Genomic DNA, 15,834 nt, shown 5'->3' with positions numbered 1-15,834 from the left:
AAAGCTGCTTTGTGATCCTGACGAAAGGCCCGCCGAGATGGCGGGCCTTTTTTTATGTCCAGTTTGTTCCCCCTACTCTTGGCATTGAGCGGCAGCGCACAAACAACCTATACGTAGGACTAAGGGGAAAAACTCGTGCTTGTGTTGCAAAGGCTATGCTATAGCTTTGTCTAATAACAATAACATAAGCCACCTTTCCTCATCTGAACTGCCGCCCCACACACTGGCAGAACAGATGTCCTCCGAAAGCGGCATTCCCGGGAAGTTTCATCTGAGAGACCCGTACAACGTGCGTCGATGCAGCAATGTGTCGGCACCCGGCTTATTCGTCTATGGGGATACCAAATAATGGGATTGAATATAAAACGCGGCAACAAGCCGTCTGCGCCGAAAGCGGCGGGAAAATCGGGATTGGGCGTACGCGAAAAACTGGCGGGTGCCTTTTTTCTGGTTGGCCTTATTGCTGTATTGGCAGCAGCCGTTTCCGTATTTTCATTTAATAAATTTGGCACTCGACTTGACGAGATTGCCTATGAACAACTGCCACCAATGTTCACCGCTCAGCAACTGGCAACCGAAAGCGTAAAGATCGTCGCATCCGCACCGCGGATTGTTGCGGCCTCAACACCGTCCGAAGAGCAGGTTGTCAAAATCGAACTCGACATGTTGCTCGATGGCTTGCGTGAAAAGCTTGAGAAACTCGCGCAATCAGGGATGTCACCTGAATCCCTGTCACATATCGAAAAAAGCGGCCAGGATCTTGCCGGTGGCTTGGAAGAGCTGCACCAAAAAACCCTGAACCGCTTTGAAGTTGCTGCTGAAATTTCCGACAAGCTTGATCAGTTCCAGCAGCTGAGCGGTCGCTTTGCATCAATGATCAAACCATTGACATCGATGTCACAAAATCAAATTTCCACTGTTGCAGCTCAGGTCGAAGAACTGCGCAAAAGCGGCAATTATCTGACACCTGATCAGCTGACCCAAAGCAAAGATCTGCTGTTTACGCTTGATACAACGCTCAGCGACCGTGCGCCGATCCTCGAATTGGCGCGTCTTGGCGGGGAAATAACCAACACAATTTTGAGCACTGCGTCATCAAGTGACTCGACGCGCCTAAAAATCACTAGCGTTCAGATCCGTGGCACAATTGATCAAGCCGAAAAAACCATCAATGGCCTTGAAAACAAGAAACTTCAGAAGTTTTATCTTGGTCTGATCAAGGATATTCGTGAGCTGACTGTTGGGGATGCAAGCATCCCAGCATTACGGATGCGCGAACTTGAACTATCCGAAGAACAGGCCGCTGCCGTTGTTCATACTGCAGAATACGCAACCGCCATGGAAAATGGCGTCAATGCGATGGTCGAGGCCCTTCAAACCGGTGTTGATCGGGCTGCGGGTGATGCAAACACACTCAACACCCAAAGTACCTATGTCATGTACGGGGTTGGTGCCGCAGCAATCCTTATCCCGTTACTGATCTTTGTCGTCTATGTGCGTGGCAACCTTTTGCGTCGTTTGGCCGGTTTGCAGAAAACCATGGTTTCGCTGGCGGATGGTGATCTTGACGTCGAAGTTCCGTCCAAAGGGCATGACGAAATTTCCGCTATGGGACGCGCTGTTGATGTGTTTAAGGAGAATGCGATCAAGGTCCGCGATATGCAGGCCGAAGAAGAGCACCTTAACCGTGAACGCAATGAAGCGCTGCGCGACGAGCTTCTTGGTCTGGCTGATACACTTCAGGATGAAGTCGAAACAGCGGTCAATGAAATCGCCACCCTTGCCGATCAGCTACAGGGTGTTTCGGGTCAGATGACCCACAGTGCCGAACTGGTATCAACTCAGAGCGAAGATGTCGCAACATCGGCACAGGAAGCCACCGGCAACGTTGAAACGGTCGCCGCCGCAACCGAGCAACTTTCGGCATCCAACGCCGAGATTAATCGCCAGATGGCAGAGACGACGCGTATCTCGAACGAAGCTTCTCAACGTGCACAGCATACCAACGAACTGGTACACAGCCTGTCGCAATCGGCCGGTCGTATTGGCGAGGTTATTGCGCTAATTACCGACATTGCCGAGCAGACCAACCTTCTGGCACTGAACGCAACGATTGAGGCCGCCCGTGCGGGTGATGCTGGCAAAGGCTTTGCCGTTGTCGCCGCCGAGGTTAAAAACCTTGCCAATCAGACCGAAAAGGCGACCGAAGAAATCGCCGGTCAGATTTCCGGCATCCAGAAGGCAACAGGTGAGTCGGTGACAGCCATCGGTGATATTGGAACGATCATTGCCAGCCTCAATGAAATCGCCACCACGATTTCAGCAGCTGTCGAAGAACAGGGTGCCGCAACCGACGAGATCACGCGAAATGTGCGTGGTGCAGCGGACAGAACCCGTTCGGTATCAGCATCCATCACCGAGGTTGCCAACGAGACGGGTAAAACCGGTCAGTTGTCTGGCGAAGTTCTAACCACATCCAAGGTCGCATCCGAGAAAGTCAGTGAAATGCGCAACCGCATCACCAACATTCTTGAAGATCTGCGTCAGCAGGCCCGCGACCGTGCCGCCTGATCACCGATCAGACGTCAAACATTAAAAACAAAGGCCCGCCTTACTTGGCGGGCCTTTGAGATTCTCAGATCAATTTAATCTTGATGGCTAGGCGCTTGGCCAGCTGCCTTTTAGTCGTCCGCCGATCCGGACCGATTCAATGCGTTTGGCCAATCCGGTGTTATTGTCGGTTTCAACAAAAACACCGCAAACAGTCGCCGGGCCTTCTGCTGGTTCGAACCGACCGGATGGCATTTTGGTCAGGAATTTGCGGACCGAGGTTTCTTTTTTCATGCCGATGACCGAATCAAAATCACCGCACATGCCAACATCGGTTTGATAGCCTGTACCATTTGGCAGGATCTGCGCGTCAGCTGTTGGCACATGCGTATGCGTGCCCAAAACGAGTGATGCACGTCCGTCACAATGATGCCCAAACGCCATCTTTTCCGATGTGGTTTCCGCATGAAAATCAAGGATGATGGCATCAACGTTTTTGCCAAGCTTATGCTTGGAAAACAGCTTATTCGCGCCCTGGAATGGGCACGACATCGGATCCATAAACAAACGGCCCATCATGTTGATCACGCAGACTTTCTTGCCTGATCGGGTTTTTACAACGTAGTCCCCCTTCCCAGGTGTACCATCCGGGAAGTTCCAGGGACGCAGAAGTTTTTCATCCTCGTCGATATAGGCAATGATCTCGCGCTGATCCCAGACATGATTGCCTGTGGTCAGAACATCCGCACCAGCATCATAGAATTCCTTGCAGATTTTGGCCGTAACGCCAAAACCATGGGCTGCGTTTTCGACATTCACCACCGCGACATCAACAGACAAACGATCGCGGAGCATCGGCAATGCTTCCAAGGCAGCTATACGACCGCTCTGACCCAGAACATCGCCGAGATGGAGTAAACGCATATTATTTCCTGTGTTTCTTCACATGACCAGAATGCGGACATGCTTTTTAAGGGCAGCACCCAAACCCGGGACGCACCGCAACTGCATTACGTAAAGGAGACGGGATATGTTCAGATATCTTCAATAAATAAAGCGGGAGCCACACTGCCGTTGGTCATATGGTAATTCCTCGTGACCTGCGTGTGCAGGTGGGCGCCGTTTAACGAGACCACGGCCTCGACAGGGACAGCTCCCTAGAGAAATGAGCATCGGCCCCGGGAATTAGCGAACCTGACGCACAGGGCAGCTCCCTTAATGCTGTCGTTCTTGATCACCGCGAACGGCGCATCGCAAACGGGTCAGCGAACGGAACTTAGTCCTCGATTGGGGTAATTTCAAGTGCCTTGAGAATTCGTCCTTTGCCAAGGCCCCGTCTTTGTCAGGCCCATACCCGGCCTTTGCACCACACTTTGGCAATTTACAAAGCACAACAATGGCCCAGCCCTGCCCGTAACAGACTAATCAATCCTTGATCAGCTTTGCGGCGATGCCTTCGATCCGACCGGCCATATTTTCAATATTTTCCGCCAGCGCGTCGCTTTCAGCAGCCGAAAGACTTCCCGGCTCGGCAACGGTTGGCTGTTCTGGTTTTGGCGCACGCAATTGCTCATGGGCATCACCCAGTTCATCGGCAATCAGCAAACTTGTCATCACCAGCAAACGCTGTTCACCGATCTGGCCGACCGCGCCAGAGATTTCCTTAACCCGTTCATCGACATAATTTGCCAAAGAATGGATGCGTTCTTCCTGACCGTCATCGCACGCGATGTCATAACTGCGGCCGTTAATGCGAATGGAAACCTGTGCCATGGGTTATGCCTGCTCCTTGACGGGTTCTTCTGAAAGAACGAGTTTTAGCTGGTCAACCGCGCCATCAAGCCGTGCCGAAACGGTTTCAGTGGTATGGGTAAGCTTGTCGTAATCCGCACGAAGCGCTGAAAGCTGACTGCGCAATGCTTCGACTTCCTGCACGTCAGATGACTGGTCCTTACCATCCTGATCCAGCACCGACTCCACGGCGGTATCAAGACTGTCCAATGCTGTCTTCAGCCGATCACTTGCCTGTTGCAACCGCGACATAAATTCCTACCCGATATTATACGTTTCGAGGGCGACAGACCGATATGATCTGCGGCGAATCATCATAATCGACCATAAAGCCAACCGATGATGTCATGAAAATGGCCGAAGTATCCGCGATCATTGCATTGATCAACTTTTCTGCGCCACCAAGAACATGCGGACGCAAAATCAATCATTCCAACACAATGACGGTAAACCTCTGAAAACATAGTGCCTCAATCGCGCCAACGTCAACATGCTGCACGAAAGCAATGCACCACGAGAATATCCATTAGCCGGATTTAAGGTAATCGGCGTCGTTTTTTGACAGAAGCGGTTGACGAATGGCGCCCATAAGGGCATCTTCCGCGCGAATTCCGTTAATGTTTGAATAACCGTATTTAAGTGTTTTCATCGCCCGACCGCGAAACCCCCAGGAACCGCATCACATGACGACGCAAGCAGAACACAATCGCATGGCCAATGCCATCCGCTTCCTTTCGGCCGACGCTGTCGAAAAAGCAAACTCGGGACATCCGGGCATGCCGATGGGCATGGCAGATGTTGCGACTGTTCTTTACACCAAATTCTTGAAGTTCGATCCAAAGCACCCGAACTGGCCAGACCGCGACCGTTTCATCCTGTCTGCAGGTCACGGTTCGATGCTTCTGTATTCGCTTCTGCACCTGACCGGATACGAAGATTTCGATCTTGATCAGATCAAGAATTTCCGTCAGATGGGCTCGCGCACGGCCGGTCACCCTGAATTTGGCCACGGCGAAGGCATTGAAACCACCACTGGCCCGCTGGGTCAGGGCATTGCGACCTCGGTTGGTTTCGCCCTTGGCGAACGCATCATGAATGCCCGTTATGGCAATGACGTTGTCGATCACTTTACCTATGTGATTGCAGGCGACGGTTGCCTGATGGAAGGTATTTCCCAAGAAGCCATTTCGATGGCTGGCCACATGAAACTGTCGAAACTGATCGTCCTGTTTGATGACAACGGCATTTCCATTGATGGCCCGACATCGCTTTCGACGTCTGAAGATCACACCAAGCGCTTTGAAGCAGCTGGCTGGGATGTTCAGTCGATTGACGGTCACAACCCGGCTGCCATCGAAGCAGCGATTGCCAAAGCAAAAACCACCAACACCCCGTCGATGATCGCCTGTAAAACCGAAATCGGTTTTGGCGCCCCGACCAAGGGTGGCACCTCGGCAACGCACGGCTCCCCACTTGGTGCCGAAGAACTTGCTGGTGCACGCAAAAAACTCGGTTGGACGTCTGAGCCGTTTGATATCCCTGCTGACGTGCGTGACGCATGGACCGCTGCTGGTGCACGCGGTGCGGACGACTTCAATGCTTGGGGAGGTCGCTTCGAAGGTCTTGATGCCGCTCTGAAAGACGAGTTCGAGCGCCGCATCGAAGGCAAGCTTCCGGAAAACTGGATCGAAGCGTTTAACGACTATAAAAAGCAGATCACAGCAGATCAGCCGAAGGTCGCCACCCGTAAGGCGTCCGAGAACGTTCTTGAAGTTCTGACCAAAGCGATCCCGGAAATGATCGGCGGTTCTGCCGACCTGACCGGTTCGAACAACACCAAGACCAGCGTTCAGGCCCCGATCACCGCCGACGGTGGTTATGAAGGTGGCTACATCTATTACGGTATCCGTGAACACGGCATGGCCGCAGCCATGAATGGTTTGGCCCTGCATGGCGGCGTTCTGCCCTATGGCGGGACCTTCTTGGTCTTCACCGATTACTGCCGCCCGGCGATCCGTTTGTCCGCCCTGATGAACCAGCGCGTTGTTTACGTCATGACCCACGACTCCATCGGTCTTGGCGAAGACGGCCCGACCCATCAGCCGGTCGAACACGTTGCTTCGCTGCGCGCAATGCCGAACGTCACTGTCATCCGTCCGGGTGACGCGGTTGAGACCGCAGAAGCATGGGCAATGGCAATCACCAACGAAACCGGCCCGACCGTTCTGGCCCTCACCCGTCAGAACCTGCCGACCCTTCGTACCGAATACCGCGAAGACAACCTTGTCGCACGTGGCGGTTATGTGATTTCCGATTGTGAAGGTGATCGTCAGGTTACCCTGATCGCGACGGGTTCCGAAGTTGAAATCGCAGTTGACGCTCAGGCCAAGCTGAAAGCCGACGGCATTAATGCTGTTGTGGTTTCGCTGCCAAGCTGGGAACTGTTTGACGCCCAGTCACCGGAATACCGCAAGGACGTTCTGGGCAGCGCACCGCGCGTTGCCATCGAAGCCCTTTCGGTGTTTGGTTGGGAAAAATATGTTGGCGATACCGGCAAGGTTATCGGCATGCATGGATTTGGTGCTTCTGCACCGGCTCCGGTTCTGTATGAGCATTTCGGCATCACTGCCGAGGCATTGGTCAAAGCGGCCAAGGAACTGGTTTAATTCAGAGGGCCGGATCGGTAATATGCCGATCCGGCCTTTTTTCTTTGGGTTTAAGCCCCAAGTCGTGATTGATATCCCCAGGTAGCAATCAGTATAATTTTGGAGGGATGAATGGCTATTCGCGTAGCGATTAATGGTTTTGGTCGTATCGGCCGTCTTGTTCTGCGCTCAATCGTTGAAAGCGGCCGCACCGATGTTGAAGTTGTTGCCATCAACGACCTGGGTGACGTGTCCACCAACGCACATCTTCTGAAATATGATTCTGTTCATGGCGTTCTTGCCAATGACGTCAAAGCCGAAGGCGAAAACCTCGTCATCGACGGCAAGGCGATCAAGGTTTGCTCTGAACGTGATCCGGCGAACCTGCCTTGGGCAGCACTGAATGTTGACATCGCATTTGAATGCACCGGTATCTTCCTTGACGAAGCGGGTGCTGGCAAACACCTGACCGCAGGTGCCAAACGCGTTCTGATTTCCGCCCCGGCAAAGGGTGATATCAAAACCGTTGTTTACGGCGTTAACAGCGACAGCCTGTCTGCCAGTGACGTGATTGTTTCAAACGCATCCTGCACCACCAACTGCCTTGCACCTGTTGCCGACGTTTTGAACAAGACCGTTGGCATCACCAAGGGCTTCATGACCACTGTTCACGCCTTTACCGGCGACCAGAACACCGTGGACAGCCTGCATAAAGACATGCGCCGTGCGCGTTCGGCATCGCTTTCGATGATCCCGACCTCGACCGGTGCGGCAAAGGCTGTTGGTCTTGTTCTGCCGGAACTGAACGGCAAACTTGACGGTACTTCGGTACGTGTTCCGACCCCGAATGTCTCGATGATCGATCTGACCTTTGTAGCAGGTCGCGACACCACCGTTGATGAAATCAATGCTGCGATCAAAGAAGCTGCTAACGGCCCGCTTAAAGGTGTTCTTGGCGTCTGCGACGAACCGCTGGTATCGATTGATTTCAATCACAATCCGAACAGCTCGACCTTTGACGTCACCCAGACTCAGGTCATCGGTGGCAACTTTGTGCGTATCCTGTCGTGGTATGACAACGAATGGGGCTTCTCGAACCGTATGAGCGACACCGCTGTTGCCATGTCGAAGTTCCTGTAAGCATATCTGATCAGATTATCTGATTGATGATTTTGCAAAGTGCCCGAAGTATGTATCACTTCGGGCACTTTTCTTTTCCGGGGCAGCACGGCACAGCTGAGCAATCCCTGCCCGTCCAAAATGACGACACGCCCAACCAAGCGCACAGGAGCCCACCGTGAGCCTTTTGTTCAAAGAACTTGATTACCGGCCAACCCCGATGGGGGTGCTCAGCCTGCGCAGGCGGCGTGAACTCAGCCTTGAAATCGATGTTTATGAAATCAAGCTGGATGACGAATATCTGATGTCGAGCCTGTTTACCGATGCCGAGGTGGCACTCGCCGACCTTGGGTTGGCCGAGCTTGACCGAAATAATTTAAATGTCGTGGTTGGGGGGCTTGGTCTGGGCTATACCGCCAAGGCCGCCCTTGATAACCCAAAGACCGGCAAACTTGCGGTTCTTGATACGTTAAACGAAGTTATCGAATGGCATCAGGAAGGGTTGCTGCCCCTTGGCGAGCAACTTGCACATGATCCGCGCTGTGCGCTGGTGCATGGCGATTTCTTTGCCGCCTCCTTCTCCGAAACACCGGGCATGAACCCGGCCGAGCCGGACGTTAAACATGACGCCATCCTTTTGGACGTTGACCATTCACCGTCGAACGTTTTGCATCCCGATCACGCGCGGCTGTATACCGAAGATGGCCTCAAACGACTGGCACGCCATCTTGTGCCGGGCGGAATTTTTGCCCTTTGGTCGACCGAAATGCCCGAGCCGTGGTTTGAAGCAAACCTGAAATCCGCCTTTGACAGCATCCGGGCCGAGGTGATTACCTTCAAGCATCCGGTCATGGACCGCGAAGACATCAATACCGTCTATATCGCGCGCACATCCTCATAAGGCGGCCTTAAAACCATATCGCCATGGCATCATCACACGCTGATCTGATCATTCGCATTCACGGTATTGCCGGGGCCCGTGTCGCCTGCCGGGTGATGGCAAGCGTACCCTTTACGCTGCTGTCGCCGTCAAATGCCGCGATGTCGCTTGGGGCTGGTTGGTTTGGCGCTGTTGTTGATCAGGTACGTCAGGAATTTCCAAACGCGGATTTCAAGGCAATCCTCGATTGTCGCGGGCGGGTATCGGGTGCCCTGGCGGCCATTGAAACCGGCCTTAATGGTGTGATTGTCGAACCGGATACACCTTCGCAATTTGACCGGTTGTCCGACCTTGGCGCACAGTCAAATTGCCACGTCGCCCTCGACCTTCCCAAAGACAGTTCGATCTATGAGATGGGAGATGACGTCCTGCCCGATCATGAATTGGACCGCCGGTTGCGGCAACATCTGACAGACTAGTATCAATTGCCAAACGCCGTGTCAGAGGTTACATAACTGACAGGAAATCATCAGGAATTATCATCGTGAACGCAGACGAACATGCCGGTCTTTACCTTCTGACCCCGCCGAAAATCGAACTTCCCAGCTTTACGGAAAAGCTGAAGTCGGTTCTTGATACCGGTGCGGTCGATTGCCTGCAATTGCGCCTGAAAGATGTTGGCGATGACGAAATCCGCAAGGCAATCGATGCGATTTTGCCCTTGTGTAACGGCCTCGACATTCCGCTTATTCTCAATGACCGGCCCGACATTGCCAAAAAATCGGGATGTGACGGTGTGCATGTCGGCGAGGACGACGTCAGTTATGACGAGGCGCGCGCCATCATGGGCGAAGAACACATTGTTGGTGTGTCGTGCTATGACAGTCGCCATCGGGCAATGGAACTTGGTGAAAAAGGGGCTGATTACGTTGCCTTTGGCGCGTTTTACCCGACCGAGACCAAAGAAGCCAAAACCAGCGTCACGCCAGAAATTCTTGAAATCTGGACGACATTTACCACCGTGCCCTGCGTTGCGATTGGTGGTATTACGGCGGAAAATCTGGCGCCAATCGTTATGGCTGGCGCAGACTTTGTCGCGGTCACAGGCGGTGTCTGGAACCACGCGGATGGCCCTGAGGCCGGTGCACGGGCGATCAAGGCAGCAATCATCGCAACCGACATCGAATAATCCGCGAACCGTAAAAACAGCTGGGCGGACAAATATTTGCCGGTAGCCATGCGTGAACGATGGGGAGTTATGCGCGCCACCCCTGTTCAATCTGCTTGCAGCACAGACAGCAAACTGGTAGTTAACGCCTCTTAAATGGGGCAAGTGCCCCCTATTACATTGTGAATCTGTGATCTGAAAGAACGGTTGGTGCCATGAAAATCAACGGCAACGAAATCCGTCCGGGTAACCTTATCGAACATAAAGGTGCCCTGTGGCGTGCGGTAAAATGTCAGGCTGTCAAACCAGGTAAAGGCGGTGCTTTTAACCAGGTTGAACTTAAAGATATTCGTAGCGGCACCAAGCTGAACGAGCGTTTCCGTGCATCGGAAACCGTTGAGCGCGTTCGTCTTGAGCAGAAAGAATACACCTATCTGTTCGCTGATGGTGACATGATCACCTTTATGGACAGCGAAACGTTCGAACAGATCACAGTAAACGCCGACCTTGTTGGCGAGCCTGCTGTTTATCTTCAGGATAACATGGTTGTTACCATCGAATCATTCGAAGATGAGCCGCTTGCCGTAACCCTGCCCGAGCATGTTGTCTTCAAAATTGTTGAAGCAGATGCCGTGGTAAAAGGTCAGACCCAGTCTTCTTCTTTCAAACCGGCCGTCCTTGAAAACGGTGTTCGTGTGATGGTGCCCCCGCATATTGAATCGGGTACGCGCATCGTCGTGAACACTGTCGAAGGCACCTATCTTGAGCGTGCCAAGGATTAAGGACTTTTCCCGTCCTCTGGTTTAAGGATTGGGCCCATCCATATGAATGGAATGGGTCCCGACCCTCCTTTCAATTCAAATTCCGGGAGATATGCCGTGCGAGGCGCCGCCCGTCGTTCAGCAAATATCAACGTCATGTTCAAGGCCGTCGAAAAGGCTGCCTATGGACTAAAACGCGACTTCGGTGAAGTCGAGAACCTTCAGGTTTCGATGAAAGGCCCGGCAGATTTCGTATCTTCGGCTGATCTTCGTGCCGAAAAACGCCTGCGCGAAGAGCTTGAACGCTCCCGCCCCGGATACGGCTTCCTGCTTGAAGAAGGCGGTGAAATCAAGGGGTCCGACCCTGAACATCGCTGGATCATTGATCCGCTTGATGGCACCACCAACTTCCTGCATGGCATTCCGCATTTTGCCATTTCCGTTGCCCTTCAGAAGGGTGATGAAATCATTGCCGGCATCATTTATGACGTCGCCAAGGATGAATTCTTCTGGGCGGAAAAAGGCGTTGGTGCATTTCTTGATAACCGTCGCCTGCGTGTTTCGGGCCGTCGTCGCCTGAATGAATGCGTTCTGGCCTGTGGCGTTCCCCATATTGGCCACGGCGACCATGCCGTTTTCGAAAAACAGCTGCACACGGTCATGGACCGTTGCGCTGGCGTACGTCGCATGGGTGCCGCATCGCTTGATATGGCATATGTTGCGGCTGGCCGTTATGACGGTTACTGGGAATCGCACATCAACGCGTGGGATATTGCGGCGGGTCTTATTCTCATTTCAGAAGCCGGTGGCTATGTCCGCGATGCCAAAGGTGGCACCAACATGCTGGGTACGGGCAGTGTCGTCGCTGCTAACGACTATATCCAGCCGGTTCTCGCCAAGGCACTTAAAAAAGCAGTTACCGACTAACTGTCGGCTTTTATTACCGTTTTTTGAAAGGGCTCCTTCGCATTTTGTCGAAGGGGCCCTTTTTCTTTTGCCGTCAAAGCGGTTGTCCATTACCTGGCTCTAAGTTATGGTGCATGGTACTGCACGCCGTCGCCCGATGCGAGGCAACCAGACAACAGGGGGGGCATTCGATAATAATTATCGGGTGCCTAACGATCGACACAAAACTGTGTGAAATAGAAAAACGTTATACAAGACGGTTTCAAACACAGGGTATTAAGGGGCCTGCGATTTGATGGGGTATTCCAAGATTTCGGTGCTGGCGTTAATGACGGCACTCGGATCCAGCGCGTTCTTCGGCGGCAATGCTTCCGCACAACAATACTCCCCCGTTTCTGTAGACAGCAACGTACAGGTCAACTGGGACGTTGCCGACGGATATGGCGGACAGACAACTGTTCCGCAATATCTCTCCCCCACGGTATCGCGTGAGCATATTGTCATGCCGGGCGGTGATTTGATCTATCCCGAAACCCGCCCGCAATCAGCTTTCCTTGCCAATGACCAGTTCTCATCCGCAGGGAATGGTTCATATGACGGTGGTTTTGAAACTGTCGTGATTGACGGTGCTGGCGGTAATGCCGTCCCAAGTCAGTCACAGTTCTATGGTGTGCCCGGTGTTTCTGATACCGCCATGTCACCCTCAATGGATGACGGTGCGAACCAGACAATCGCCCTGCGCCAGCCCGAGGCAACCGCAGCGCCGCGGACCAAACCCGCAGCGCCGACAACAGTCGCAGCAGCACCCTCTTCATCCACCTCATCTTCTGGCACTGCGCCAACGCCACTGACCAAACCTGCTCCGGCGGCTCCGGCGGCTTCGACCATGACCGAGACAGCAAGCGCGCCGGCCGCACCGACAACAGAAACCACCATGGTTGAACCGCCAAAGGCGCCGCCGCTTCCGAGTGCCGAAAGCAAGGCAGCAGAGGCCCCCTCAGCACCGGTGGTTGAGCCGATTGGCAGTGGATCAGAAATTCCGGTTGCACCGACATCTGCGCCCGATACGACGTCTCAGCCAGCCCAGATGGCAGAAGTCGCACCGGCAGCACCCAAGCCTAAACCAAAACCTGCACCCGCTGCTGCACCGGCGGCTGAGGAAGCATCGCTTCCACCAGCCACAAAAGCCCCCGCCCCAAGCACCTCAACCGGTGCAGGCGAATACAGCCTTGGCTTTGCCAGTGACAGCTTTGAACTGACCAGTGCCGCCCAAAGCGAGCTTAATCAGGTCATTGCCGCCATGAGCAACGACGACAGCCTGCGTATTCAGCTGCAGGCATACGCCGAAGGCGACAGTGCAAATGCCTCAAAGGCACGCCGACTGTCGCTGTCGCGTGCGCTTCAGGTCCGTTCCTATCTTATCGACAAGGGTGTGCGTTCCACACGCATTGACGTTCGCGCCTTGGGTGCGAATGTTCCGTCCGGCCCGGCAGACCGCGTCGATATCAAAACCGTTCAACGCTAGGATTAATCCGCTATGAGCAATCATTCGGCCAATGGTACCGGCACAGTTACGCCCATTACCAAACCCGGAAGTTATCTGACACGTATGGCCGTTTTTGTGGCCATTATTGTCGGGGTTGGCGCCCTGCTTTACCCTGCCCTGTCTGATGCCTTTATGGCCAATATTGTTCTGAACGGCCTGATTATCGGCGTCTTTTTCGTGGGTGTTATCTATACATTCCGCATGGCCGCAAGTCTGGCCCCGGAAGTCACCTGGATCGAAGATTTCCGCCGTAACCGCCCTGGCCTGACATCGCAGGTTCCGCCAAGACTGCTCGCCCCGATGGCCAGCATGATGACCGAACAACGCCGTGATCGCCCGCAACTCTCGACCATGTCGACCCGGACAATCCTTGATTCCATCCGTTCGCGTCTGGATGAAAGCCGTGAGCTGTCACGATACATCGTTGGCTTGCTTGTTTTCCTTGGCCTGCTCGGCACCTTCTGGGGCCTTCTGCAAACAGTGAATTCGGTTGCCGGCGTCATCAGTGACGTCAATGTCGGCGGCGGGTCCAACATGGATCTTTGGTTCTCCGAACTTAAAAATGGTCTTGCTGAGCCACTTGGCGGCATGGGCACAGCGTTTTCATCTTCCCTGTTTGGCCTTGCCGGATCGCTTGCCCTTGGTCTTTTGGACATGCAGGCCGGTCAGGCACAAAACCGTTTCTTCAACGATCTTGAAGAATGGCTTTCAAGCTTTACCCGTCTTGGATCGGGAAGTGCTGTCGGTGATGGTGAACAGTCTGTTCCAGCATATCTTTCGGCCCTGATCGAACAGATGGCCGACAACATGGAAGGGTTGCAAAACTCGATCCAGCGGTCGGAAAGTTCCCAGATCAAAAGCCATAACACCCTGATTGATCTGGCCGACAAGTTGTCAACGCTCACCGATCAGATGAAAGCCGAACAGCAATTGATGGTCAAACTGGCAGAAAACCAGATGCACCTCAAACCCGTTCTCGATCAACTTGCGGATTCGATGAAAATGGGTAGCTTTGGCATTGATGATAATACCCGCGCCCACATCCGGTCCCTTGATAGCCAGCTTGGCCGTATTGGCGAAGAACTGACCATGGGCCGTCAGCAATCGACACAGGAAATCAGAAGCGAAATCAAACTTCTGGCCCGGACCATCGCCGCCATCGCCGAGGAGGGCTGATCGCATGATCGGGCTTTCGCGCCGTCGTAATCGCGATGTAAACACTTGGCCGGGCTTTGTTGATGCGCTTGCAACGCTTCTGATGGTGATCATCTTCCTTCTGATGATCTTTGTTATTGCGCAGGTGTACCTTGGTGCTGCTCTATCAGGCCGTGATGAAGCGCTCAGTGACCTTACCGCACAGGTCAACGAGCTTACCAACCTTCTGTCGCTTGAGCGTGGCAACAATCAGCGCATGGAACTGGAGTTGACCCAGCTCACGACCGAGCTTTCCAACACCAGTGACCAGCGCGACGACCTGAAATCACGTGCTGCAACTCTTGCCAGCCAACTTGCCGATGCGCAGCTTTCGGCTGACGACATTGAAAAGAAACTGCTCGCAGCGCTGGCATCGATTGAAGACAAGGATGCCGAGCTGAACGAGATCCGCGAAAGCAAGAACGAAAAGATCGAAGATCAGGACGCCCGGATCGCCGAACTGTCCGCCCTTCTGGCATCGCGTGCAGCCGCCCTTGAAACGGAAAAGAAACTCAGCACCGAGGCCAAGGCACAGGTCGCAGCCCTTAATCAGCAGATGCTTGCCCTGCGTCAGCAACTGCAAAAAATCGAAGCCGCCCTTGAGGCTGCCGAAATCGAAAATGCCGATAAGGAAGCGCAGATTGTAAACCTTGGGCAGCGCCTGAACGCGGCTCTTGCGACCAAGGTTGCCGAATTGCAGCGCTATCGTTCGGAATTCTTTGGCCGCCTGCGCGAAGTTCTGGGCGACCGTCAGGACATCCGGGTTGTTGGCGACCGCTTTGTGTTCCAGTCCGAGGTCCTGTTTGGTTCTGGCTCGGCTGATCTTGGCGAAGGCGGTCAGGAACAGCTGGCGAAACTTGGCGAGACGCTCAAGACCATCTCCGCTGACATCCCTGATGATATCGACTGGGTGATGCGGGTCGATGGCCACACCGACAAAGTGCCAATCCGCAACCTGCAATTCGCATCGAACTGGGAACTGTCAGCAGCGCGTGCGATTTCGGTGGTCAAGTTCCTGATCGACCAGGGTGTTCCCCCCAACCGTTTGGTTGCCGCCGGGTTTGGTGAATACCAACCCCTTGATAACCGGGATGACGAAATCGCCTACCGCCGCAACCGGCGTATCGAGTTCAAGATCACCGAACGATAGGTAGTCCAGCAAAACACTCCATCAACGGCACCCCATTTGGGTGCCGTTTTCGTTTTTAGGCCGTTTTACGTCGTGGAAAAGTCTTGGAACCAATCGACACACCAGCACGTTGGTCACAAAGGAG

General features: G+C 53.7%; 14 protein-coding genes and 1 other RNA gene. 11 read left to right on the top strand and 4 right to left on the bottom strand.

What is annotated here, in order from left to right; all coding sequences use genetic code 11:
• Window positions 1-348 precede the first annotated feature (348 nt).
• Window positions 349-2,571, top strand: coding sequence for a methyl-accepting chemotaxis protein (locus COO92_RS18815; protein ID WP_101304516.1), 2,223 nt, complete (start codon window positions 349-351; stop codon window positions 2,569-2,571).
• A gap of 87 nt (window positions 2,572-2,658) precedes the next feature.
• Here COO92_RS18815 and COO92_RS18810 read toward each other — a convergent pair whose 3' ends face one another.
• The 4 genes from COO92_RS18810 to COO92_RS18795 all read right to left on the bottom strand — a co-directional run bounded on the left by COO92_RS18810 (window position 2,659) and on the right by COO92_RS18795 (window position 4,593).
• The gene (locus COO92_RS18810) at window positions 2,659-3,474 is read right to left on the bottom strand and encodes a TIGR00282 family metallophosphoesterase (RefSeq protein WP_101304515.1); all 816 of its coding nucleotides are present in this window, start codon (window positions 3,472-3,474) and stop codon (window positions 2,659-2,661) included.
• A 132-nt stretch (window positions 3,475-3,606) separates the two neighbouring features.
• Window positions 3,607-3,766: non-coding RNA, 6S RNA (ssrS, locus tag COO92_RS18805), on the bottom strand.
• Window positions 3,767-3,975: 209 nt separating this feature from the next.
• Window positions 3,976-4,323 carry a cell division protein ZapA gene (locus tag COO92_RS18800; protein ID WP_101304514.1) on the bottom strand — a complete coding sequence of 116 codons (348 nt, stop codon included), beginning with the start codon at window positions 4,321-4,323 and terminating at the stop codon, window positions 3,976-3,978.
• Window positions 4,324-4,326: 3 nt separating this feature from the next.
• Window positions 4,327-4,593 carry a DUF4164 family protein gene (locus COO92_RS18795; protein WP_101304513.1) on the bottom strand — a complete coding sequence of 89 codons (267 nt, stop codon included), beginning with the start codon at window positions 4,591-4,593 and terminating at the stop codon, window positions 4,327-4,329.
• A 431-nt stretch (window positions 4,594-5,024) separates the two neighbouring features.
• Between COO92_RS18795 and tkt the strand changes: the two genes are divergently transcribed.
• The 10 genes from tkt to COO92_RS18745 all read left to right on the top strand — a co-directional run bounded on the left by tkt (window position 5,025) and on the right by COO92_RS18745 (window position 15,710).
• On the top strand, window positions 5,025-7,007 hold the full coding sequence (gene tkt / locus COO92_RS18790) for a transketolase (protein WP_101304512.1): 1,983 nt from the start codon (window positions 5,025-5,027) through the stop codon (window positions 7,005-7,007).
• Window positions 7,008-7,118: 111 nt separating this feature from the next.
• Complete coding sequence (gap, locus tag COO92_RS18785; RefSeq protein ID WP_101304511.1) at window positions 7,119-8,126, top strand: type I glyceraldehyde-3-phosphate dehydrogenase; 1,008 nt, start codon at window positions 7,119-7,121, stop codon at window positions 8,124-8,126.
• A 157-nt stretch (window positions 8,127-8,283) separates the two neighbouring features.
• Window positions 8,284-9,006, top strand: a complete 723-nt coding sequence (locus COO92_RS18780) for a polyamine aminopropyltransferase (protein WP_101304510.1) — start codon at window positions 8,284-8,286, stop codon at window positions 9,004-9,006.
• A 23-nt stretch (window positions 9,007-9,029) separates the two neighbouring features.
• Entirely contained in the window at window positions 9,030-9,464 is a 435-nt protein-coding gene (locus COO92_RS18775) for a hypothetical protein (protein ID WP_101304509.1), read from the top strand.
• A 65-nt stretch (window positions 9,465-9,529) separates the two neighbouring features.
• Complete coding sequence (gene thiE / locus COO92_RS18770; protein WP_165792402.1) at window positions 9,530-10,174, top strand: thiamine phosphate synthase; 645 nt, start codon at window positions 9,530-9,532, stop codon at window positions 10,172-10,174.
• 194 nt (window positions 10,175-10,368) lie between these two features.
• Window positions 10,369-10,935 (top strand): elongation factor P, encoded by a 567-nt coding sequence (gene efp / locus COO92_RS18765; protein WP_022730328.1) that lies wholly within the window; start codon window positions 10,369-10,371, stop codon window positions 10,933-10,935.
• 96 nt (window positions 10,936-11,031) lie between these two features.
• Complete coding sequence (locus COO92_RS18760) at window positions 11,032-11,841, top strand: inositol monophosphatase family protein (RefSeq protein ID WP_022730327.1); 810 nt, start codon at window positions 11,032-11,034, stop codon at window positions 11,839-11,841.
• 274 nt (window positions 11,842-12,115) lie between these two features.
• Entirely contained in the window at window positions 12,116-13,345 is a 1,230-nt protein-coding gene (locus COO92_RS18755) for an OmpA family protein (RefSeq protein ID WP_240626518.1), read from the top strand.
• A 12-nt stretch (window positions 13,346-13,357) separates the two neighbouring features.
• Window positions 13,358-14,542: a flagellar motor protein MotA gene (locus COO92_RS18750; protein ID WP_101304506.1), complete on the top strand. Its 1,185-nt coding sequence runs from the start codon at window positions 13,358-13,360 to the stop codon at window positions 14,540-14,542.
• A 4-nt stretch (window positions 14,543-14,546) separates the two neighbouring features.
• Window positions 14,547-15,710 (top strand): peptidoglycan -binding protein, encoded by a 1,164-nt coding sequence (locus tag COO92_RS18745; RefSeq protein WP_101304505.1) that lies wholly within the window; start codon window positions 14,547-14,549, stop codon window positions 15,708-15,710.
• Window positions 15,711-15,834 lie beyond the last annotated feature (124 nt).

The sequence above is a fragment of the Thalassospira lohafexi genome (assembly GCF_002844275.1).
In the GTDB taxonomy this organism is placed as follows: Bacteria; Pseudomonadota; Alphaproteobacteria; order Rhodospirillales; family Thalassospiraceae; genus Thalassospira; species Thalassospira lohafexi.
This window is presented reverse-complemented; position numbering and strand designations above follow the sequence as displayed.